Annotated in this window: 18 protein-coding genes and 1 tRNA gene; 8 read left to right on the plus strand and 11 right to left on the minus strand. The window is 74.2% G+C overall.

Translation table 11 applies throughout. The annotated features are described in order from the left end of the window. Window positions 1–88 precede the first annotated feature (88 nt). Window positions 89–1600 (plus strand): glycoside hydrolase family 3 protein, encoded by a 1512-nt coding sequence (locus tag DCW30_RS23720; protein ID WP_076683325.1) that lies wholly within the window; start codon window positions 89–91, stop codon window positions 1598–1600. 14 nt (window positions 1601–1614) lie between these two features. Here the strand turns inward: DCW30_RS23720 and DCW30_RS23725 are convergent, their stop codons facing one another. Both DCW30_RS23725 and DCW30_RS23730 read right to left on the minus strand, forming a co-directional pair. Then, window positions 1615–3945: a collagenase gene (locus tag DCW30_RS23725; RefSeq protein ID WP_076683327.1), complete on the minus strand. Its 2331-nt coding sequence runs from the start codon at window positions 3943–3945 to the stop codon at window positions 1615–1617. 250 nt (window positions 3946–4195) lie between these two features. Beyond that, window positions 4196–5335, minus strand: coding sequence for an MFS transporter (locus DCW30_RS23730; protein ID WP_076688621.1), 1140 nt, complete (start codon window positions 5333–5335; stop codon window positions 4196–4198). Between the two features lie 416 nt (window positions 5336–5751). On the opposite strand from DCW30_RS23730, the gene DCW30_RS23740 reads away from it, so the two are divergent. The 7 genes from DCW30_RS23740 (at window position 5752) to DCW30_RS23770 (ending at window position 12445) form a co-directional block, all read left to right on the plus strand. Next, window positions 5752–6510, plus strand: a complete 759-nt coding sequence (locus DCW30_RS23740; protein ID WP_076683331.1) for a helix-turn-helix transcriptional regulator — start codon at window positions 5752–5754, stop codon at window positions 6508–6510. A gap of 75 nt (window positions 6511–6585) precedes the next feature. Further along, window positions 6586–7773 carry an NAD(P)/FAD-dependent oxidoreductase gene (locus DCW30_RS23745; protein ID WP_076683333.1) on the plus strand — a complete coding sequence of 396 codons (1188 nt, stop codon included), beginning with the start codon at window positions 6586–6588 and terminating at the stop codon, window positions 7771–7773. A 71-nt stretch (window positions 7774–7844) separates the two neighbouring features. After that, on the plus strand, window positions 7845–8165 hold the full coding sequence (locus DCW30_RS23750; protein ID WP_076683335.1) for a (2Fe-2S)-binding protein: 321 nt from the start codon (window positions 7845–7847) through the stop codon (window positions 8163–8165). After that, window positions 8149–9645: an NAD(P)/FAD-dependent oxidoreductase gene (locus DCW30_RS23755; RefSeq protein ID WP_076683337.1), complete on the plus strand. Its 1497-nt coding sequence runs from the start codon at window positions 8149–8151 to the stop codon at window positions 9643–9645. The genes DCW30_RS23750 and DCW30_RS23755 overlap by 17 nt, the downstream gene beginning before the upstream one ends. Continuing rightward, on the plus strand, window positions 9642–10565 hold the full coding sequence (locus DCW30_RS23760; RefSeq protein ID WP_076683339.1) for a dihydrodipicolinate synthase family protein: 924 nt from the start codon (window positions 9642–9644) through the stop codon (window positions 10563–10565). The genes DCW30_RS23755 and DCW30_RS23760 overlap by 4 nt, the downstream gene beginning before the upstream one ends. Before the next feature lie 46 nt (window positions 10566–10611). Beyond that, window positions 10612–11616: a proline racemase family protein gene (locus DCW30_RS23765; RefSeq protein ID WP_076683341.1), complete on the plus strand. Its 1005-nt coding sequence runs from the start codon at window positions 10612–10614 to the stop codon at window positions 11614–11616. Between the two features lie 151 nt (window positions 11617–11767). Next, on the plus strand, window positions 11768–12445 hold the full coding sequence (locus DCW30_RS23770; RefSeq protein WP_076688623.1) for a GntR family transcriptional regulator: 678 nt from the start codon (window positions 11768–11770) through the stop codon (window positions 12443–12445). 64 nt (window positions 12446–12509) lie between these two features. Here DCW30_RS23770 and DCW30_RS23775 read toward each other — a convergent pair. The 9 genes from DCW30_RS23775 to DCW30_RS23815 all read right to left on the minus strand — a co-directional run bounded on the left by DCW30_RS23775 (window position 12510) and on the right by DCW30_RS23815 (window position 21428). Then, a tRNA-Leu gene (locus DCW30_RS23775) sits at window positions 12510–12597 on the minus strand. 153 nt (window positions 12598–12750) lie between these two features. Continuing rightward, complete coding sequence (locus DCW30_RS23780) at window positions 12751–13791, minus strand: sugar phosphate isomerase/epimerase family protein (RefSeq protein ID WP_076683343.1); 1041 nt, start codon at window positions 13789–13791, stop codon at window positions 12751–12753. A 208-nt stretch (window positions 13792–13999) separates the two neighbouring features. After that, window positions 14000–15403, minus strand: a complete 1404-nt coding sequence (locus tag DCW30_RS23785; RefSeq protein WP_076683345.1) for an alkaline phosphatase family protein — start codon at window positions 15401–15403, stop codon at window positions 14000–14002. Then, window positions 15400–16569 (minus strand): metabolite traffic protein EboE, encoded by a 1170-nt coding sequence (gene eboE, locus DCW30_RS23790; RefSeq protein ID WP_076683347.1) that lies wholly within the window; start codon window positions 16567–16569, stop codon window positions 15400–15402. Before eboE ends, DCW30_RS23785 begins: the two co-directional genes overlap by 4 nt. 3 nt (window positions 16570–16572) lie before the next feature. Beyond that, on the minus strand, window positions 16573–17421 hold the full coding sequence (locus DCW30_RS23795) for a TatD family hydrolase (RefSeq protein ID WP_076683349.1): 849 nt from the start codon (window positions 17419–17421) through the stop codon (window positions 16573–16575). Window positions 17422–17429: 8 nt separating this feature from the next. After that, window positions 17430–18113, minus strand: a complete 684-nt coding sequence (locus DCW30_RS23800) for an EboA domain-containing protein (RefSeq protein ID WP_076683351.1) — start codon at window positions 18111–18113, stop codon at window positions 17430–17432. Continuing rightward, window positions 18110–19222, minus strand: coding sequence for a sugar phosphate isomerase/epimerase family protein (locus tag DCW30_RS23805; RefSeq protein WP_237283330.1), 1113 nt, complete (start codon window positions 19220–19222; stop codon window positions 18110–18112). The genes DCW30_RS23800 and DCW30_RS23805 overlap by 4 nt, the downstream gene beginning before the upstream one ends. Next, entirely contained in the window at window positions 19219–20133 is a 915-nt protein-coding gene (locus DCW30_RS23810; protein WP_076683353.1) for an SCO3242 family prenyltransferase, read from the minus strand. Before DCW30_RS23810 ends, DCW30_RS23805 begins: the two co-directional genes overlap by 4 nt. Continuing rightward, window positions 20130–21428: an inositol-3-phosphate synthase gene (locus DCW30_RS23815; RefSeq protein WP_076683355.1), complete on the minus strand. Its 1299-nt coding sequence runs from the start codon at window positions 21426–21428 to the stop codon at window positions 20130–20132. Before DCW30_RS23815 ends, DCW30_RS23810 begins: the two co-directional genes overlap by 4 nt. Window positions 21429–21466 lie beyond the last annotated feature (38 nt).

Below are 21466 nucleotides of genomic sequence, written 5' to 3' on the forward strand. Positions count from 1 at the left end.
GACCAATCAGCAGGAGACCCGCCCCCCACACCCGCACCACGAGCCGCCGTCCGCATCCGTCACGTACCGCAACTTCGGAGGTCGCGCCATGGCATCCAGCAGTGACCCGACTCTGGAGCACCTCGCCAACTCCGTGCTGCAGCCCGGCTTCGAGGGCACCACGGCCCCCGACTGGGTGCGCCGCAAGATCTCCGAGGGCCTGGGCTCCGTCGTGCTGTTCGCGCGGAACATCGAGAGCGTCGAGCAGGTCGCGCGGCTCACCGCGGCCCTGCGCGCGGAGAACCCCGATCTGATCGTCGCCATCGACGAGGAGGCGGGTGACGTGACCCGCATGGAGGCCTGGACCGGCTCGTCACGTCCGGGGAACCTCGCCCTCGGCGCGGTCGACGACATCGACCTGACCGAGCGCGTCGCACACGACATCGGCCGCGATCTGCACGCGGCGGGTGTCTCGCTCAACTTCGCGCCGAGCGCCGACGTCAACTCCAACCCGCTCAACCCGGTGATCGGCGTCCGCTCGTTCGGCTCCCGCACCGACATCGTCTCCCGCCACACGGCCGCCTGGGTGCGCGGCCTCCAGGGGGCGGGCGTCGCGGCCTGCGCCAAGCACTTCCCCGGCCACGGCGACACGGTCGTGGACTCGCACTACGGCCTGCCGCAGGTGCAGGGCTCGGCGGAGGAGATCGCGCTCACCGCGCTGCCGCCGTTCATCGCGGCGATGGAGGCGGGCGTCCGCGCGGTGATGACCGCCCATCTCCTCGCCCCCGCCTACGACCCGGACCTGCCCGCGACCCTCAGCCACCGCATCCTGGTGGACCTGCTGCGCGGCGAACTCCGCTTCGACGGGCTCCTCGTCACCGACGGCATCGAGATGGGCGCCGTCACCGACCGCTACGGCATCGACGGCGCCACCGTACGGGCGCTCGCGGGCGGCGTCGACGCGGTGTGCGTGGGCGGCGAGAGCGCCGACGAGGCCACGGCCGACCTGCTCTCCACCGCCCTGGTGAAGGCGGTCCACGAGGGCACGCTCCCCGAGGAACGCCTCGCCGAGGCGAGCGGGCGCGTACGGGAGTTCGCGGCCTGGTCCGGCGAGCGGTCGCGGGCCGTGGCGCGGGCCGCGGAGGACTCCGGGATCGGCCTGGTCGCGGCGCGCCGCGCGATCCGCGTACGGGACCGCGCGGCGGCGGCGCTGCCCCTGACCGGCGCACCGCACGTGGTGGAGCTCTCCCCCACCATGAACCTCGCGGTGGACGGCCGCACCCCCTGGGGCGTCGCCGAACCCCTGCGCGACCTGCGCCCCGGCACCACGTCCGTCCGTCTGACGGAGCCGGAGGTGGCCCACGCCGGTGATCTCCTGGACCGCGAGGTCCTGACCCCGGCGGCGGGCCGCGCCCTGGTGGTCGTGGTCCGCGACGCGGCCCGCCACCGCTGGATGACGGACACGCTGACCCGGCTCCTGCGCAGCCGCCCCGACGCCCTGGTCGTCGAGATGGGGGTACCGGCGGGCGACTCGCTGGGAGCCGCCCACCTGATCACACACGGGGCGACCCGCGTCTCGGGCATCGCGGCGGCCGAGCTCCTCGTGGGCGCGACCGCCTGACAGGGGCTGCCGGGTCAGCTCCGCAACGGACCCTCGCAGGCGAAGTCCGCGCTGCCGGCCCGGCCGTCGCTCCAGACGTCCACCTCGCCGAACGAGCAGTTCATGTCGGTGAGGTTGTTGTGCCGCCCACCCGCGGCGGCCCGGTCGAGCAGGTAGTGGTCGACCGTCTCGGACATGTCCTCGAAGACGGCGTCCGGGTCGTCGGAGGCGCTGAGGTTCGCGGTGACGCGGCCGCCGCAGAGGTAACGCGGCCGGTCCGGCGCCCCGTTGGAGCGGCACTCGGGCGTGACACCCGTCGCCGACCTGAACGAGGTGCGGACCTGGGCGGCGGTGCTGTCCCGCAGCTCGCCGACCGGGACGTACGTCGTGTCCGGCACGAAGAGGTCGTCGACGTGCGCGATCTGCTCGTCGAGGAAGGCGTCGTACGCGCGCTGCACCGCGCCGTCCCCGCCGAGCCGGTCGCGCCAGGCGTCGAAGGCCGCCGGGTCGTCGGCGCGCAGGTGCCGGTACATCTCCTTCAGCAGGCTCGGCCGCTCCGCCCACAGGAACTCGAAGAACGTCCCCGCGTAGTCGTAGAAGCGGAAGCCGTCGCCGTCGTACGTGGCGTGCAGGATCTGCCGGACGGTCATCCGGGGACCGCCGTTCGCCGTGTCGTCGATGATGCCCCGCACCAGCGCCTTGCGGACCTTCACGCCGTCGTCGCGCGTCGCTCCGGCGAAGAACTCGGCCGTCCCCTCGTCCATGGCGGTGGTCCGGTCGTTCTCGTACCAGGGGCCCTCGCCGAAGAAGCCGGGGACCGCCCAGCGGCCGTTGAGGTAGTGGGTGTACTCGTGGCGGAAGAGTTCCTCCAGCGTGAGCGTGGAGTCCTGGGGCACGCGCCGCTGGTAGGTGTAGAAGGTCGCGCCCCGCTCGATGTACACGCCTCCGTTGTCGGTGCCCATGCCGGTGAGCAGGGGGTGGTAGTTCTCGTAGTCGGCGCGGGAGGCGTAGAGCACGGTCGTCAGGCCGGTGTTGGGGTCGCCCGCCAGTGGCTCATCGGCGCCGAGGACGCGGTGGAACTGCGCCTTGACCTGCTTGCTCGCGTAGTAGAGCTGGTCGACGGCGCCCCGGCCCAGCGCCGTGCGGACCTTCATGCCGCCCTTGTCGTAGGTGTACGTGTGCGGGAAGATGCGGCGCTCGATGTCCGCCCGGCAGACGCCGTACGGCGCGCAGGCGTCGTACTCGTTCAGCCAGGTCGCGACCTTCACCCAGGGCCCGCTGCCCTCGCCGAAGTCGCGTGCGGTCACGGCGACGAGGCCGCCGAGACCGCTGACGGTCTCGCTCCTGACCCCGTCGATCTGCCCGAACCTGCCGTACTCACTGAGCGCGTCCCGCACCACCGAGGCGTTGCCCGTGCCCTTGAGATGGGTGTGCCCGGCGAACGCCTTGAAGGCCGCGCGGTAAGCCGGGTCCGCCTTGGCCGCCGCGTGGAAGGCGGTGTCCCGGTTGCCGGGGTAGACGCCGAGGTAGTTCAGGGAGAGCGCGGCGAGCGCGGACCCGCCCCAGGCGGCGTCCTTCGCGGTGCCGGGGTGGTCGGCGTCCATGGTCGCCAGGACCTTCTTGACGAGCGGCAGTTGGTGCTGCCGCAGCCCCGGAGCGCTCGCCGCGTACAGCGCCTCGCGCAGGCAGTCGGCGTTGGCGCCGGTCGCGTCGAACGTGCGGGGCGCCGCGCCGAAGGCGGCGACGGCGCGGCGCATGGCGTCGACGGTGGGGCCGTCGGTGACGTCGATCTCGTCGTGCGAGAAGTCCTGGTAGGCGACGGCGTGCAGGTAGGTGAGCAGTTCCAGGAGGTTGGTGCCGTTCCTGCCGTCGTGCGTGGCGGCGAGCCGGCTGACGCGTCCGGACACCGCCTGGACGTGGGCGTCCGACATCACGGGGGCGAGCCGCCGGTCCCAGGTCCATATGAGGGTCCGCAGACAGCCTTCCGCGGTGACGGCGGGATCGGCGAGGAAGTCGGCGAACGCCTCGGGCCCGAGCGAGGTGACGCCGTCGAGAGTGCAGGGCGCGGTCGCGGGCCCGTCCTGGCCCTTGGCCCGCTGCTCGGCCTTCGGCTTCGGCGTACGGGGCCCGGGGACCTGCCCCTTCTTGAGGCGACCGGGCGCGGCCAGCGCGCGGGCGGCCGGATCGGGGGCGGACGCCCTGCGCTCGACGACGTCACGGGAGTCGGGCTCGGCAGCCGTCGCACGGGCGGGGGCGGCGCTGTCGGCCGCGTGGGCGGAGAGGGGCGCGGCCGTGACGCAGAGGCTCGCGGCGAGAACGCCGGCGAGGACGGATCTGCGCAGGGTTCTTGGGCGTAACCGGAACATCGGGGCTCCTGTGTGGGAGGTGTGGGGTGTGACGGCCCGAGGGCGCACAACTGCCGCGCCGGGCAGCACGTTTGGCGGCTCCGGGACGGCGGCCTCGCGAGGACCCGTCCGGGCCATGTGATGCGTAACGTAGTAATGTGAAATTGCACTGACAACCCCTCAGACACCGAATTCGCTGGGGCGCGAGGTCCTTGCGGTGCTTCGGGGGCGGGGACCGAAAGGGTCCGCGCTTCAGGCGCGACGCGGGGCTTCAGGCGCGACGCGGGGCTTCGCCGTCCGGTTCGCGCAGTGTGCGCAGGAGGAGCCAACCGAGCGCGGGCAGCGCGATGAGCGGCGCCAGGGCGGTCCGCAGGGACGTGGCGTCGGCGAGGGCGCCGATCAGCGGGCTCGCGAGGCCGCCCACGCTCACGGTGAGGCCGAGTGTGACGCCACCCGCGGTGCCCACCCTGCGCGGCAGGAAGTCCTGGCCGAGGGTGATGTGCAGGGAGAACGGCACGTAGAGCCCGGCCGAGGTGAGCAGGACGAAGACGTGGAACAAGGGTCCGGGTACGAGGACGACGCCGGCCACCGCGGGGACCGTCAGGGCGTACGACCACCGCACCACCGGGACGCGCCCGAACAGCGCGGCGAGCCTGCCGCCCGCGACGGTGCCGAGGGCGCCGCCGATGTAGAGCACGAACAGGGCGGCCGTGCCCGCGGCTTCGCCGCCCCCGGTGCGCTGGCGCGCGTACAGCGAGATGAAGGCGCCGAGCCCGACGAAGACGATCGAGCGGCAGACGATGGCCCCGGAGAGCCGGAGGAAGGAGGGCCAGTCGTCGGCGCCGGGCTCCCGGTGGACCCCCTTGGGCGTCGCCGCCTCGACGGCCTTCACGCCCCGCAGCGCGGCGACGCAGAGCACGGCCCCGGCGAGGGCGGGCACCACGAGGAGCGGTGAGGCGCCGAGGCCGCCGGAGGCGGCGATGGCGGAGACCAGCAGCGGAGCGGTCGCGAAGCCGAGGTTGCCGCCGAGGGAGAACCAGCTCATGGCCGCGTGGCTGCCGCGGCTCGCCCGCCGGGCCACGCGGGCCGCCTCGGGGTGGTACGCGGCCACGCCGATGCCGGAGAGGCCGACGACCGCGAGCGTCAGGGCGTAGCTGCCGGTGAGCCCGGCGAGGGCGACGCCTATGCCGCCCACCAGCGTGCTCACGGGCAGCAGCCAGGGCATGGCCCACCGGTCGGTGAGCGCCCCGAACACCGGCTGCACCACGGAGGAGAGCAGCGAGGCGGCGAGGACGACGCCGGAGGCGGCGGCGTAGGTGTAGGCGCGCTCGGCCACGAAGAAGGGGACGAGGGCGGCGACGGCGCCTTGGTAGAGGTCCACGCAGGCGTGGGCCAGGGCGAGGAGGACGATGGGGCGACGGGCCGGCGGGGCCTTGCCCTCGGGAGGCGTGGGGGCCTCGGTGCCGGGAGCGGCCGAGGCTCCGGTTGCCGCCACGGCCGGGGCCGGCCTCGTATCCTCCGGGTGAGTGCACGTGCCGACCTCCGGGCGAAGGGCCTTGTCGGCCTCCGGGCGAGGGCCCTTATCGGCCGCCGGGCGAGGGCGCGTGCCGGACTCCGGGCGAGGGCGCGTGCCGGACTCCGGGTGAGTGCGCGTGTCGGCCGCCGGGCGAGGGCGCGTGCCGGACTCCGGGCGAGGGCGCGTGCCGGACTCCGGGCGACGGGCCTTGTCGGCCTCCGGGCAGGGCAGTTCGCTCGTGGGTTCCATCGTTGACATCACTCCATCGTCGCCACGCGACCCCTGGCGCGCTTCCGATAAAGTGCCGACCCATGCCGGAAAACCGCCGCACGATCCGCCACACCCCCGAGGCCCCCACGGACACCCGGTCACTGGCGCCCGGCGAGTCCATCGACGCGCACCGCCACGACAACCACCAGATCATCTACGCGGGTTCCGGCGTCGTGGCCGTCACCACCGACGCCGGAACCTGGTTCGCGCCGGGCACCCGGGCCATCTGGGTCCCCGCGGGCTGCGTCCACGCGCACCGCGCCCACGGCCACCTCGCCCTGCACCTGCTCGGCCTGCCCGCCGACGCCAACCCGCTCGGCCTTGACGCCCCGGCCGTCCTCACCGTCAGCCCGCTGCTGCGCGAACTGATCCTCGCCTGCACGCGTGCCCCGCACGAGGACACCCCGGAGCGCCGGCGCCTGCGCGCGGTGCTCCTCGACCAGCTCCGCGTCTCCCCGCAGCAGCCCGTCCAGCTGCCCACCCCCAAGGACCCCCGCCTCGCCGCCGTCTGCGGGCAACTGCACCGCGACCCCGCCGACCCGCGCGGCCTCGCCGAACTGGCCGCAACCGCCGGAGCGGGTGAGCGCACCCTCAGCCGCCTCTTCCGCCGCGAGCTCGGCATGACCTTCCCCCAGTGGCGCACCCAGCTCCGCCTCTACCACGCCCTGCGCATGCTGGCCGACGGCGTGGCCGTCACCACGGTCGCGCACCGCTGCGGCTGGGCGTCGGCCAGCGCGTTCATCGACGTGTTCCGCCGCTCGCTCGGTTACACCCCGGGCGCCCACCAGCGCGGCGACTGAAGCGACCGCCAGACCCCAACTCCTCGTGGCGCACGCCCTCTTGGCAGCCTTAGTGCCATGTGAAATATTACTGCTGTGCTCACGAGACACCCCTCCGGACCACCGGATTTCTCGGACGTCATCGTCGTGGGAGCAGGGATGATCGGCGCCGCCTGCGCCCACTACGCCTCCCGCGCCGGCCTCCACGTCACCGTCGTCGACCGCGGCCCCGTCGCGGGCGGCACCACGGGCGCGGGTGAGGGCAACCTCCTCGTGTCCGACAAGGAACCGGGCCCCGAGCTGCGACTCGCGCTGCTCTCCACCCGGCTGTGGACCGAACTCGCCGCCGAGTCCCCGCCGGACATCGAGTACGAGCGGAAGGGCGGCCTGGTCGTGGCCTCGACGGAGGCGGAACTGACCGCCCTGCGGGCCCTCGCGGCGGAGCAGCGGCGCGCGGGCGTGACGGCGGCCGACGTCCCCGCCGACCGCCTCGCCGACCACGAACCCCACCTCGCGCCCGATCTCACCGGCGGCTGCCACTACCCGCAGGACGCGCAGGTGCAGCCGGCCCTGGCCGCGGCCCACCTGCTGCGCGCCGCGGTCGGCACGGGACGCCTGTCGCTGCGGCTCGGCGAGGAGGTCACGGCGGTGCTGACGGAGAAGGGCGGCGCGGTGCGCGGCGTCCGGACCGCGAAGGGCGAGATCCGAGCCCCCCACGTGGTCAACGCGACCGGCGCCTGGGGCGGTCGACTGGCCCGCATGGCGGGCGTGGAGCTGCCGATACGCCCCCGCCGCGGCTTCGTCCTGGTCACCGAACCCCTGCCGCGCCTGGTGCGGCACAAGGTGTACTCCGCGGAGTACGTCGCCGACGTGGCGAGCGGGTCGGCAGCCCTGCAGACGTCCGCCGTGGTGGAGGGCACCCAGGCGGGCCCGGTGCTGATCGGGGCGAGCAGGGAACGGGTCGGCTTCGACCGCGCGCTCTCGGTGGAGGCGCTGCGGCGCCTGGCGTCCCAGGCGACCCGGCTGTTCCCGGCCCTCGCCCGGGCCCGCGCGCTCCGCGCCTACGCGGGCTTCCGCCCCTACCTCCCCGACCACCTCCCCGCCATCGGCCCCGACCCCCGGGTCCCCGGGCTGCTGCACGCGTGCGGCCACGAGGGCGCGGGAATCGGCCTCGCCCCGGCGACCGGCCTGCTGATCACCGGTTTCCTGACGGAAGCCGAGCCCCCGCTCGATCCGTCGCCCTTCGCCCCGGAACGCTTCGCCCGCGAGCCGGCGCCGCCGTGAGGCGGCTCCGGGAGACGAGCACGCCATGGCCGCCACAGCGGGGAAGCCGCCGCATGAGAGGAGCCGCCCCCATGGGGCAAGCCGACAGGACGACGCCCGCGGACCTCGTGGGCGCGACCGACGCCACCCACTTCTTCACCTTCGACGGCCGCCGCGTCGCGGCCCGGCCGGGCCAGTCCATCGCCGCCGCTCTCTGGACGGCGGGCATCCTCGCCTGGCGGGAGACCCGGGGCGCCGCCCGGCCGCGCGGAGCCTTCTGCGGGATCGGCCAGTGCCACGACTGCCTGGCCACCGTCAACGGCCGCCCCAACCGCCGCGCCTGCCTGGTGACCGCCCGGCCCGGCGACGAGGTCACCACGCAGAAGGGCCACGGCCATGCCGAGCCCCGGTGACCCGTACGACGTGGCGGTCCTCGGCGCGGGGCCGGCAGGCCTCGCCGCGGCGGTCACGGCCGCCGAACAGGGCCTGACCGTGGCCCTGTTGGACGCCGCCCAGCAGCCCGGCGGCCAGTACTACCGGCATCCGGCCCCGGCCGCGCGCGCCACCCGCCCCGACGCGCTGCACCACGACTGGCGCGTCTTCGCCGGCCTCCGCGAACGCCTGGACGCCGCGGAGGGCGTCACCCGGCTCTACGGTCACCACGTCTGGTCGATGACGCGCGAGGCGCCGGGCTCCCCGTGGTCCCTCCACGCCCTGACCGGCGAGGGGGACGATGACGACGCGAGCGCCCCGGGGACGGGTACGACGGTCCAGGCGCGCGCGATGCTCCTGGCCACCGGCTCCCACGAACGACACCTCCCCTTCCCCGGCTGGACCCTCCCCGGCGTCGTCAGCGCGGGCGGCGCCCAGGCCATGCTGAAGTCCGGCCTGGCCCTGCCCGGCACACGTGTGGTCGTGGCGGGCAGCGGCCCGCTCCTGCTCGCCGCGGCCACCTCGCTCGCCGCCGCCGGAGCCGACGTCCCCGAGGTGATCGAGGCCTCCGGCTACCTCGGCTACGCCCGCCACCCGGCCGCCCTCGCCGCCAACCCCGGAAAGCTGACGGAAGCCGCCCGCCACGGCGCGGCCCTGCTGCGCCACCGTGTGCGCCCGCGCACCCGCAGCGCGGTCACCGAGGCACACGGCGCCGACCGCGTCGAGGCGGTGACGGTCTCCCGCCTCGGCCGCGACTGGCGCCCGGTCCCCGGCTCGGAACGCCGCGTCGCCTGCGACGCCCTGGCCGTCGGGCACGGCCTGGTCCCGCGGACCGAACTGGCGACCACCCTCGGCTGCGCAACCCGCCGCGCCGCCGACGGCACGTACGCCCTGGAACTGGGCCCGCTCCAGGAGACCTCGCTGCGCGGCCTGTGGGCGGCGGGCGAGACGTCCGGCGTCGGCGGGGCGCAAGCGGCGCTCGTGGAGGGCGAGTTGGCGGCCCTGGCGATCACCGCCAGGCTGACGGGGCGGCGGCCTGCCCCGGCCCGCCGCCTGCGCGCCCTGCGCCGCCGCCGCGACCACCTGCGCGCCTTCGCCGACGCCATGGCCGCCGCGCACGCGCCGGGCCCGGGCTGGACACGGTGGCTCGGCGACGACACGGAGGTGTGCCGCTGCGAGGAGGTGACGGCGGCCCGGGTCCGCGAGGCGGTGGCGGACTACGGCGCCCGCGACCCCCGTAGCGTCAAACTCCTCACGCGCGCCGGCATGGGCTGGTGCCAGGGCCGCGTGTGCGGCACGGCCGTGGCCTGCCTGGCCGCCGCCGCGCCCGACGCCACCCCCGCGCCGCCGGACCGCCGCCTCCTCGCCACGCCCGTCCCTCTGGGCACTCTCGCCTCACTCACCCCAGCGGACCCACCACCCGCAGCTCCCGACGACCCCTCGGAAGGGCACCCTTCATGACGACGACGCACCCCCTGACCGCCGCGTGGTCCCCGTCCCGCCCCTGGCGCGGCATCATGGTCGCCACCGCGCTCCCCCTGCGCGATGACCTCTCCGTCGACTACGACGCGTACGCCGCACATGTCGCCCACCTCCTCGCCAACGGCTGCGACGGCGTGGTCCCCAACGGCTCCCTCGGCGAGTACCAGACCCTCACCGACGACGAGCGCGAGCGCGTCGTGCGGACCGCCGTCGAGGCGGCGGGCGACGGGGCCCGCGTCATGCCGGGCGTCTCCGCCTACGGCAGTGCCGAGTCCCGCCGCTGGGCCGAGCAGGCGGCCGACGCGGGCTGCGGTTCCGTGCTGCTGCTGCCGCCGAACGCCTACCGCGCCGACGAGCGGGCCGTACGCGCCCACTACACCGAGGTCGCCGGGGCCGGCGTGCCCGTGGTCGCGTACAACAACCCCCTGGACACCAGGGTCGACCTCACGCCGGAGCTGCTGGCCCGGCTCCACGGCGACGGAGCCGTCGTGGCGGTGAAGGACTTCAGCGGCGACGTGCGCAGGGCGTACGAGACGGCCGAACTCGTCCCGGATCTCGACCTCCTCGTCGGCGCCGACGACGTGCTCCTCGAACTGGCCCTCGCGGGCGCGGTCGGCTGGATCGCCGGTTACCCGAACGCCTTCCCCGCCGCCTGCGCGGAGCTCTACCGCGCGGCCTGCGCCCACGACCTGGAGACGGCGCTGCCTCTCTACCGGGCCCTGCACCCGCTGCTGCGCCAGGACTCCGGGACCGAGTTCGTGCAGTCCATCAAGCTCTCGATGGACCTGGCGGGCCGCCGCGGCGGGCCCACCCGACCGCCGCGCCTCCCGCTCGGCGGACCCGCGGAAGCACTGGTGCGCGCGGCCACCGAGAAGGCCCTGGCGGCAGGCCACCGCTGAGCCGGCCGAGACCCCCGGCGCTCCCACCGACCGACGAAGGAGCCGTATGCGCACCCGTCACGTCTTCCACGCCGTCGATTCGCACACCGAGGGCATGCCCACACGCGTGATCACCGGCGGCGTCGGGGTGATCCCCGGCGCCACCATGGCCGACCGCAGGCTGCACTTCATCGAGCACCTGGATCACCTGCGCACCCTTCTGATGCACGAGCCGCGCGGCCACTCCGCGATGAGCGGCGCGCTGCTCCAGCCGCCGACCCGCCCCGACGCCGACTACGGGGTCCTCTACATCGAGGTGTCCGGCGTGCTGCCCATGTGCGGGCACGGCACCATCGGCGTGGCCACGGTCCTGGTGGAGACCGGCATGGTCCCGGTCACCGAGCCGGTCACGACGGTCCGCCTCGACACCCCCGCCGGACTGATCCGGGTCGACGTGAGCGTCACCGACGGCGCGGCGACCTCGGCCACGCTGACCAACGTCCCCGCGTTCTGCGTCGCCCTCGACCGCAAGATCGACGTGCCGGGACACGGCACGGTCACCTACGACCTGGCCTTCGGCGGCAACTTCTACGCCTTCGCGCACCTCGACGCCCTGGGGCTGCCGTTCACCCGCGACCGCAAGGACGACCTGCTCGCGGCGGGCCTCGCCGTCATGGCGGCGATCAACGCCTCACCCGACCGCCCGGTCCACCCCGAGCAGCCCGACATCGCCGGACTCAAGCACGTCTACCTGATCGCGCCCGGTTCGGACGCCCACCGCTCCCGGCACGCGATGGCGATCCACCCCGGCTGGTTCGACCGCTCCCCCTGCGGCACGGGCACCTCGGCCCGCATGGCACAACTGCACGCCCGCGGCGAACTCCCGCTGGAGCGCGACTTCGTCAACGAGTCCTTCATCGGCACGGAGTTCACGGGGCGGCTCATCGGCCGGACCGAGGTGGCGGGCCTGCCCGCGGTCGTGCCACGGATCACCGGACGGGCCTGGCTCACCGGCACGGCCCAGTACTTCCTCGACCCCGACGACCCCTTCCCGGCCGGCTTCGCCCTCTGAGCCGCCCGCCGGGCCCTCTCCCGCGGCCCGTCCCCGCGCCCTGTCCCGGGCCCTGCCCCAACTGACAACGTGACATTGTACGTTGGTGCTCCGCGCGGGCACGGGCACAGGCGCAGGCACCACGGGCGCGGGCATCACCGGAGGGGACACCATGGGCCATCTGAAGCAGAAGAACCTGATCACCGCCAGGGAGCGGCTGCGCGACCAGGTCGCCCACGCCTTGCGCGCCGCCCTGATCTCCGGCGAGCTGCGCCCCGGCGAGATCTACTCCGCACCCGGCCTCGCGGAGGACTTCGGCATCTCGGCGACGCCCGTGCGCGAGGCGATGCTCGACCTGGCGCGGGAAGGCCTGGTCGAGCCGGTCCGCAACAAGGGGTTCCGCGTGACCGAGGTGAACGAGCGCGACCTCGACCAGTACACGGAGATCCGCCTCCTGATCGAGGTGCCCATGATCGGCAGGATCACCCGCACCGCCGCCCGCGAGGACCTGGAGGTGCTGCGCCCGATCGCCGACGAGATCGTACGGGCCGCCCGCGAGCACGACCTCATCGGCTACCTGGAGGCCGACCGCCGCTTCCACCTCTCGCTGCTCGCCCTCTCGGGCAACGACCGCCTGGTCGAGACGGTCGGCGACCTCCGCAAGCGCTCCCGCCTCTACGGCCTGACGACCCTCGACGCCCGCGACCAGCTCACCCCGTCCGCCGAGGAGCACGGAGAACTCCTCGACCTGATGCTGACGGGCGACGCGAACGCGGCGGAGGAGTGCATGGCGCGCCACCTCGGACACGTACGGTCACTGTGGGCGCAGGGCGCGGCAGAAGGAGCGTAAAACACAGAAGACCCCTGGTGAACAGGGGCCTCAGCTGAGCTCCAGCGGTCTTGCCGCTGGTTGCTGGTGTCCGAGGGGGGACTTGAACCCCCACGCCCGATAAAGGGCACTAGCACCTCAAGCTAGCGCGTCTGCCATTCCGCCACCCGGACCAGGTGTCTGCCGCCTCGCGGGGTGTTCCCCGCGGCGACATGGACAACAATACCAAGGTTTCGGAGTGCCTTTCACCTGCGTATCCGTCCACCGGCGGCGCCCGGGCACGGAGGGGCCCCAGGCCCTGCCCCTCCGCGCCCGGGCGCGCGGGGTCAGTCCCCGCAGCGTCCGGAGCGCAGCGAGTGCAGGTGCTCGCTGGACTTCCGGGCGAAGGCGAGGGAGTCGACCGGGTTGTCGTGCTCGGTCTGCCAGTGGTGGTAGCGCCGCCCCTGGGGGGTGCGTGCCGTCACCTTCGACAGGAACCTCTTGTAGTCGATGTCGCCGTCCCCGACGTCGCTCATGCGGTAGCCGTCACGGGTCGTCTCGTCGCGGACGCCGTCCTTGACGTGGAAGAGGGGGTAGCGGTGCGGCTGCTTGAGCACGTAGTCCAGGGGGTCGAGACGCGCCGGCCTGCCGTCGGGGCGCTTGCTGAAGCGGAACTGGGCGCAGAAGGCCCAGTAGATGTCCATCTCCAGGTACACGAAGTCGGGGTCGGTCTCGGCGAGCAGCACGTCGTAGAGGCGGACCTTGGGCTTGTCCGTGGCGAAGGAGAACTCTTCGGCGTGGTTGTGCTGGTAGAACTTCATGCCGCGCTTGCGGGCCGCCTCACCGTACGTGTTGAAGTCCTCGGCGGCGCGCTTCCACCCGTCCACCGTCGAGCCGTAGCGGAAGGGTCCCGACGCGGTCCCGATGTGCTTGAGGCCGAGCGCCTCGGCGTCGTCGAGGACCTTGTCCAGGTTTTGCGCGAAGGTGTACGCGCCGGGGTTGTTGTCGTCGTAGTAGCCCACGTGGGACCCGATGGGGTGCAGGCCGTGGTCGCGGGCGAGCGCCTTGAGCTGGGCGAGGGTGATGGCGCCCGCGGAGCCCTGGGTGTAGCCGGCGAACTCGATCTCGTCGTAGCCGTACTTCTCCAGCTCGGCGAAGACGGGGGCGAAGCCGAGGGTCGAGATCTTGTCGCGCAGGCTGTAGAGCTGGATGCCGAGCCGTCCGGGCGGCAGGACGGGGCGGCCCCGGCCCTTCTCCCCCGCGGCGGCCGGGGCGGCGGCGCCGCCGACGAGGGCGGCTGCGGTGGCGCCCGCCGCGACACCGAGCATGCCGCGCCGGCTGAGTCTGTGTGCGAGCTCGGGGTCGGCGGACGTCGTCTTGCGGTTCATGCGGTTCTCCTCGGCCAGGTCAAGGGTTTGTCAGGGGCGCGTCAGGTCACGTCGGTGGTGGGTCGGGGTGGGGTCGGGGTCGTGTCGGGGATGGGTCGGGGATGGGTTCGAAGAACGCATCAGGGATCACTCGGGGCCGGACCCTGATGGCAGGGCCCGGACCCTCTGGTTCAGTGGGAACCAGGTGACTTCAGCGACGCGCGGCCTCTCACTGCAGGCCCGCGAGGTGGAGCAGGAGCGATTTCACATCGGTGGCCGCGACGCGGCCGGCGACGGCGCGGGGGGTGGAGCACAGGATGAGCGGACTTTCGTCCTCGTTCGTGGGGAGGCGGCCGTGGCTGCCGCGAATAGGTGAGGGGTCCAGGGGCACGACCGCCATGCGGTAGCGCATGCCGAGTTTCTTGCGGGCCAGCGCGCTCGCCGCCCTCACGCGGACGTAGGGGTCCTCGGGGTCCATGAAGAGTTCGACGGGGTCGTAGCCGGGTTTGCGGTGGATCTCGACGAGCTGCGCGAAGTCGGGCGCACGGTCGTCGTCGAGCCAGTAGTAGTACGTGAACCAGGCGTCGGGCTCCGCGACGGCGACGAGCTCGCCGGCGCGGGGGTGGTCGAGCTGATGCGCCTTCTTGCCCTCGTCGTCCAGGAGCCGCTCGATGCCGGGCACGTCGGCGAGTGCGGCGCGGGTGGCTTCGAGGTCCTCGGGGCGGCGGACGTAAACGTGGGCGATCTGGTGGTCGGCGACGGCGAAGGCGCGGGAGGCCATCGGGTCGAGGTATTCCATGCCGTCCTGGGTGTGCACGTCGAGCAGCCCGGCGCGGCGCAGCACGCGGTTGATGTCGACGGAGCGGTTCACCCGCGTGATGCCGTACTCGGAGAGGGCGACCACGGTGCGGCCCTCGGCCCGGGCGTCGTCGAGGAGTGGGGCGAGGGTCGCGTCCAGGTCGGCGGCGGCCCGGAAGGAGCGTGGGTCGTCGGGGCCGAAGCGCTGCAGGTCGTAGTCGAGGTGGGGGAGGTAGCACAGGGCCAGGTCGGGGTCGCGGGTGTCGATGATGTGCCGGGTCGCGTCCACGATCCACCGGCTGGACACGAGGTCGGCGCCGGGGCCCCAGAAGTGGAAGAGCGGGAAGGTGCCGAGCTTGTCCGTCAGCTCGTCGTGGAGCTCGGGGGGCCGGGTGTAGCAGTCGGGTTCCTTGCGGCCGTCGGCGTAGTAGACGGGGCGGGGGGTGACGGTGTAGTCGGTGTCCGCCCCCATCGCGTACCACCAGCAGATGTTGGCGACGGTGTAGCCGGGATGCGCGCGGCGGGCGGCGTCCCACAGCTTGTCGCCGGCGACCAGGCCGTTGTGCTGGCGCCACAGCAGTACGTCGCCGAGTTCGCGGAAGTACCAGCCGTTGCCGACGATGCCGTGCTCGGAGGGGGTGGTGCCGGTGAGGAAGGTGGACTGGGCGGCGCAGGTGACGGCGGGCAGGACGGTGCCGAGCGGCGCCCGGGAGCCGGACTGGCCGAGCGCCTTCAGATGCGGCATGTGGTCGAGGAGACGCGGGGTGAGGCCGACGACGTCCAGGACGAGAAGGGGGGTGGGCCGACCGTGCCGGCCGTGGGTGAGCTGGCTCATGGGAGTTCCTTCAGGCCGAGGTCCGTCAGGAGGTCGCGGGCGAGGGTGAGCTCCGCGGCGATGCCCTCGGCGAGCTGGGAGCGGCCGCGGGGGCGGAGCGCGGGCGGCAGGGCCTGCCAGGTGTAGGTCTCGACCTCCAGGTGGCGGGTGAGGGGTGCGGGCCCGCCGACGAGCCGGGCGAGGGCGTCCCGCAGTACGGGGAGTGTGGAGGTGAGCGGCGCGGCGGGGGCCGCGTGGAGCGGGACGTGGAAGTGGGCGCGCCAGGGGCCCGTGTCGGGCAGCGCGCCGGAGGACAGGGCCTCGCCGAGGTCGTCGGTGCCGCGCAGGCCGGTGGCGGTCAGGGTGCGGGTCTGGTGGAGGAAGCGGGGCTCGTCGAAGGCGGCGAGTGCCTCGCGCACCTCGGGGAGGTGGGGGTGTTCGGCGTGCAGGGCGGCGGAGAGCTGGGATTTGACGACGGGGACGCCCGCAGTGGTCAGGGCGTCGAGGGCGGTGGCGGGATCTTCGAAGGAGGTGGCGAGGTGGCAGGTGTCGACGCACACGCCGATGCGGTCGTGCCCGACAGCGGCGAGGGGGGCGATGGCGTCGGCGGTCGTCTCGACGGTGCAGCCCGGCTCGGGTTCGAGTCCGACGCGGATGGAGCGGCCGGTCAGCTCCGCGAGGGCGTCGAGGCGCTGCGCGAGCGCGGTGAGGGCGGTGCGGGCGGACTCGGCGCGGCCGGCGTCGAAGGGCGTCCGCCAGGCGAGCGGAAGGGTGGAGATGGTGCCTTCGGTGACGTCGTCGGGGAGCAGGGAGGCGAGCAGCCGGGCGAGGTCCGTGGTGTGGGTGAGCCGTTCGGGGTCGGTCCAGTCCGGCTTGTAGACGCGGTATTTGACCTCGTCGTCGCCGAAGCCCTCATACGGGAAACCGTTGAGGGTGACGACTTCGAGGCCGCGCCGGTCGAGTTCGGTGCGCAGGCCGCGCAGCGCCGACGGGTCGGTGACGAGGGCGCGGGCGGCGTCCTTGGCGAGCCACAGTCCGATGCCGATGCGGTCCCTGCCGAGCCTCTTGCGCACGGGTTCGCAGTGGTCGCGGAGCTGGGCGACGACTCCGTCCAGGGTCTCGGCCGGATGGACGTTGGTGCAGTACGCGAGGTGGACGGTGGAGCCGTCGGGGTGCCGGAAGCGCATGGTTCACGCACCGCCGCGCAGGATGGAGTTGCCCTCGTGGGTGGCGTCGGTGCCGGTGACGTCGAGGGCGAGGCGGCCGCTGAGCCCGTAGAAGGCGACGGGGTTGCGCCACAGCACCAGGTCGACGTCGTCCTCGTCGTAGCCCACCGCGAGCATGGCGTCGGCGACCTTGCGGGTCTTGAGGGGGTCGCTCTTGCCCCAGTCCGCGGCGGAGTTGACCAGGACCCGTTCGGGCCCGAAGTCCCGGAGGATGGCGACCATCCTGTCCTCGTCCATCTTGGTGTCGGGGTAGACGGAGAAGCCGAGCCAGCAGCCGCTGTCCTTGGCCTCCTTCACAGTGGTCTCGTTGAGGTGGTCGATCAGGACGCGGTCCAGCGGCAGGGCGGACTCCCGCACGACGTCGATGGTGCGCCGCAGGCCCGTGAGCTTGTCCCGGTGCGGAGTGTGCACGAGAGCGGGCAGCTCGTGATCGGCCGCGAGCTGCAGCTGGGTCGCGAGCGCGGTGTCCTCGGCCGGCGTCATGGAGTCGTAGCCGATCTCGCCCACGGCGACGACGTTGTCCTTGACGAGATAGCGCGGCAGTTCGTCGAGGACCGGTGTGCAGCGCGGGTCGTTCGCCTCTTTGGGGTTGAGGGCGATCGTGCAGTGGTGGGCGATGCCGTACTGGGCGGCGCGGAAGGGTTCCCAGCCGAGGAGGGAGTCGAAGTAGTCGAAGAAGGAGGCGGGGGAGGTGCGGGGCTGGCCGAGCCAGAAGGCCGGTTCCACCACCGCGCGGACGCCCGCCGCGTACATCGCCTCGTAGTCGTCGGTGGTGCGGGACGTCATGTGGATGTGGGGGTCGAAGATGCGCATCGGGGCTCTTACTCCTCGCCGGTCGAAGGGGCCACAGGGCCGGAGGGCGCGGTCGGGGCCGCAGCGCCCGCCGGGTCGGTGAGGGACAGCACGCGGCGCAGGTCGTCGGGTACGGCGCGCCCGGCCGCGGTGCGTTCACCCGCGAAGTCGGTGAGCATGCGGGCGAGCTCCCTGTCGCCTCGGGCCCGCCGGGGAAGATCGGCGACGGCGTCCACGGGGACACCGGTGAACAGGCACTTCAGGACGGCGTGGCGCCAGTCGTGCGGAGCCAGGTGCCGCGCGGCGTACGGGCCCACGGCCGCCGCGACGAGCCGTGTGTCATTGGTCCGCAGGGCGTCCTCGACCAGCGGCAGGGCTTCGGGCCCCGGCACCAGGTGCGGCAGGGCGCGGAGCACGGCACGACGCTCGGGGGCGGTGCCCTGACCGTAGACGCGGGCGAGGGTGGCCGGGTCCGCGGACGCCGCGTGCAGGAGCAGGACGCGGGCGGCGTCGGCGTGGTCGGCCCCGCAGCGCCGCCCGGCTTCGGCGAGCCGCAGCTCCCACGTGGGCATCGGCCCCCGCGTCGGCTGCTCCGGACGCCGGGCGTGGGCCGCGGCTTCGGCGACTGCCTGGTCGAGCCAGGCACGGGCGGCTCCGCCGAGGTCGGCTTCGAGACGCGTGCGGAGGGCGGCGACCCCGGGGGTGTCGGTCACGGTGTTCCTCCTTCGGCCGAGGCGAGAACCCCGTTTCGTCGCCCCGGGGCCACGGCCTCGCGCAGGAACGCGATGGACTCCGTGGCGAGCTGCGGCCCGGCGTGGGAGTGGCGGGGCAGTTCGACGACCGTCAGGCCTCGGTAGCCGGTGGCGGCCAGGGCTTCGAGGACGGGCGGGAAGTCGATCTCCCCATCGCCGAAGGGCAGGTGCTCGTGGACGCCGCGGCGCATGTCCTCGATCTGGACGTGGTGCAGCCAGGGAGCGGCGGCGCGTACGCAGTCGGCGGGGGGGAGCGGTTCGAGGCACTGGCAGTGGCCGATGTCGAGGGTGAGGCCGAGGAGGCCGGGGTCGGGGGCGCCGAGTTCGGTTCGGAGTCGGTGGAAGTCGGCGAGCGAGGAGAGGAGGTGGCCGGGCTCGGGTTCGACGGCGAGCGGGACGCCTGCGGTGGCGGCGGCGTCCAGGACGGGGCCGAGGGCGTCGGCCAGCCGCTGCCATGCGGTGTCGTCGGACGTGTGGGCGGGGGTGATGCCGCTGAAGCAGTGCACGGCGTGGGCGTTCAGGTCGGCGGCGACCTGGACGGCACGGATCAGCAGCCGGACGCGTTGGGCTCGGCGGTCCGGATCGGGGTCGAGGAGGGAGGGGCCGTGTTTGCGGCGCGGGTCGAGGACGTAGCGGGCGCCGGTCTCGACGGTGGCGGTCAGACCGCGGCGGTCGAGGCTGCGGGCCACGTGACGGGTGCGGTCGGCGAGGCCGGGGGCGAGGGGGTCGAGGTGCATGTGGTCGAGGGTGAGTCCGACACCCTCGTAGCCGAGGTCGGCGAGGAGGCCGAGGGCGTCGTCGAGACGAAGGTCGGTGAGGCCGTTGGTGCCATAGCCGAAGCGGATCCCGCCGGGACGGCCGTCGGTGGGGCGGTCGCCGGTGGGACGGCCGTCGGTGGGGCGGTCGTCGGTGGGACGGCCGTCGGTGGGTCCGGCGGGACGGCCGTCGACGGGCCCGGCGAGACGGCCACCGGCAGGACCAGCGGAACGGCCATCGGCAGGCCCGGCGAGACGGCCACCGGCAGGACCGGCGAGACGGCCGTCGGGCGGGCGGGGGTCGGTGTCGCTCATGTGACGCTCACCTTCCGTGCGAACCTGCGGGCGGCCGGGGCGAGGGCGGCGGTGAACAGGGCGGTTCCCACGGCTCCGGACCGGGCGGCGAGCGCCGCCTGGAGCGGGATCATGGCGCGGATACCACCGCCGACGGCCCGTTGGGTGAGCGGAGGTGAGGGGTTGAGCGCCGCGTGGAAGAGAGGCTTGGCGGCGGTGCCGACGTAGGCCAGGGCGAGGGCGGCGCGCAGGGCTCGGCGTGGCGTGACGCGAGTGCCGGTGTCGGCGCCGGGCGCGCGGGTGCGGAGGCCTCCCCCGCTCACGAGGCGGCCCACCGTCCCGGCGACCGCCAGCGCGGCGAGGGGGGCGGTCGATGAGCCGCCCTGGGCCTCGCGGCGGGAGACCACCGTGACCGCGAGGGTGTGCGTGGCGAGGGCCGTGGCGGAGGGCAGCGCCGCCGTGGCCCGTCGGCGGTCGTCCGGGCCTGCCGTGGCGGTCGCGCCGAGGAGGAGGTCCAGTCCTCGGGCGGCGGCCATGGCTGCCGGGCCGGCGGGAGTGTGCTTCAGGCCCAGGTCGTAGGCCCAGACGGTGCCCGCGAGGGCGCCCGCCACCGCGAGGGCCGGGCGGCCGGCGCGGGCGGCGGCGGTGAGGCCCGCGGCGGTGAGCGCGGTGGCCGCAGCCAGGGCCGCGGGCGGGGCGATGCGGCCGGAGGGCAGCGGGCGTTCGGGGCGTTCGACGGCGTCCTCCGCCCGGTCGGCCCAGTCGTTGAGGGCCATGCCGGCTTCGTACAGGCAGAGGGAGGAGGTGAGGGCGAGGAGGGTGCGGTGGTTGGGCGCCAGGCCGGTCGTCGCCGCGCCGGCGAAGGCGTCGCCGGGGACGGTGAACAGGGCGGGGAGGCGGAGCAGTTCGGCCCAGTCGCGGGCGGCGGTCACCGGGCGTCCCGGAAGCGGTCGGCGAGGCCGAGCAGGGCCGTGTGCTGCTCGCCCAGGGCCGCGGGCGCACCGGCGTCCGGGTCCTTGAAGTAGAAGGCCAGCTCCGGCAGGGGCCCTGCGACGCCGCATTCGTGGGCTCGGGCGGTCAGGCGGGCCAGGTCGAGGATCAGGGGTGCCGCGAGGGCGGAGTCACAGCCCTGCCAGGTGGTCTGCAACACCATGCGGGCGCCGAGGAAGCCGTCGAAGGCGATGTGGTCCCAGGCGGTCTTCCAGTCACCGAGAGAGGGGACGTCGTCGATGTGGACCTGGCCTTCGGGGGCGGCGCCGAGGGTGTCGGCGAGTACGCGTTCCTTGCCGGCGTTCTTGGCCGCCGCGGCGGCGGGGTCGGCGAGGGCGGCGCCGTCACCGCCGCCGAGGAGGTTGGTGCCGGACCAGGCGCGTACGGCGAGCGCGCGTTGGGCGAACATCGGGCCGAGCACCGACCGCAGCAGGGTCTGGCCCGTCTTGCCGTCACGTCCGGCGTGGGGCAGCCCGGCGGCGAGTGCCGCCTCGGCCAGGCCGGGATGGTGCAGGCCCGTGGAGGGGGTGAAGTTCACGTAGGGGCAGTCGGCCCTGAGCGCCGCCGCCGCATAGAGCGAGCTGGCGGGCAGCCGCCGCCTCGCCCCGCCCCCGTCGCCCGCCCCGCCCACGCCGCCGTCGCCGTCGCCGGAACCTCCCGCCGAGTACTCACCCCCGCCGCGAGATCCCACGCCCCGATCAGCCGAGGCCACACCCCCCCTCGAAGCCGCAGCCCCGGCCCGGCCACCACCAGTCCCGTCAACCCCACCAGCCCCGGCGCCCAGCGGTTCCGTGGAAGCCACGTTCACCACGACCGTGCGTGCCAGGCCCCGGCGGTGGGTGAAGTCGCGCAGGTCGTGCGCGAAGGCGGTGATCAGTTCCTCGTCGGTGCGGGTGTCGCCCGGCAGGGGGCCGCCGGGGCGTATCTCGGCGTCGGCGGCGGTGAGTTCGGCGCGGACGGCCGCGGGGAGGCCGTGCGGCAGGACGCCGCCCGCGGCGAGTTCCTCGGCGCGCTTGGGCAGGGGGCAGTTCGCGGTGTCGTGGCCGCCGAAGACCAGTGACGACAACGTTGGCAGGCCGCAGTCCGCGAAAGGCGGGGTCTCCGTGACCATGCCGACGGGTGGGTGCAGACCGGCGGCCACGGCCGCGCACCCCGCGACGGCGGTGGTCGCTACCGAGCCGCGGGCGCCGATCAGCCAGACGCCGACGGGAGAGGGGGAGAGCGCGGAAGTGGACATGGATGCCTCCTGCCATGACGCGAGGAACACGCGACGTG

Origin of the sequence: Streptomyces alfalfae (genome assembly GCF_004127445.1) — a bacterium.
In the GTDB taxonomy this organism is placed as follows: Bacteria; Actinomycetota; Actinomycetes; order Streptomycetales; family Streptomycetaceae; genus Streptomyces; species Streptomyces alfalfae.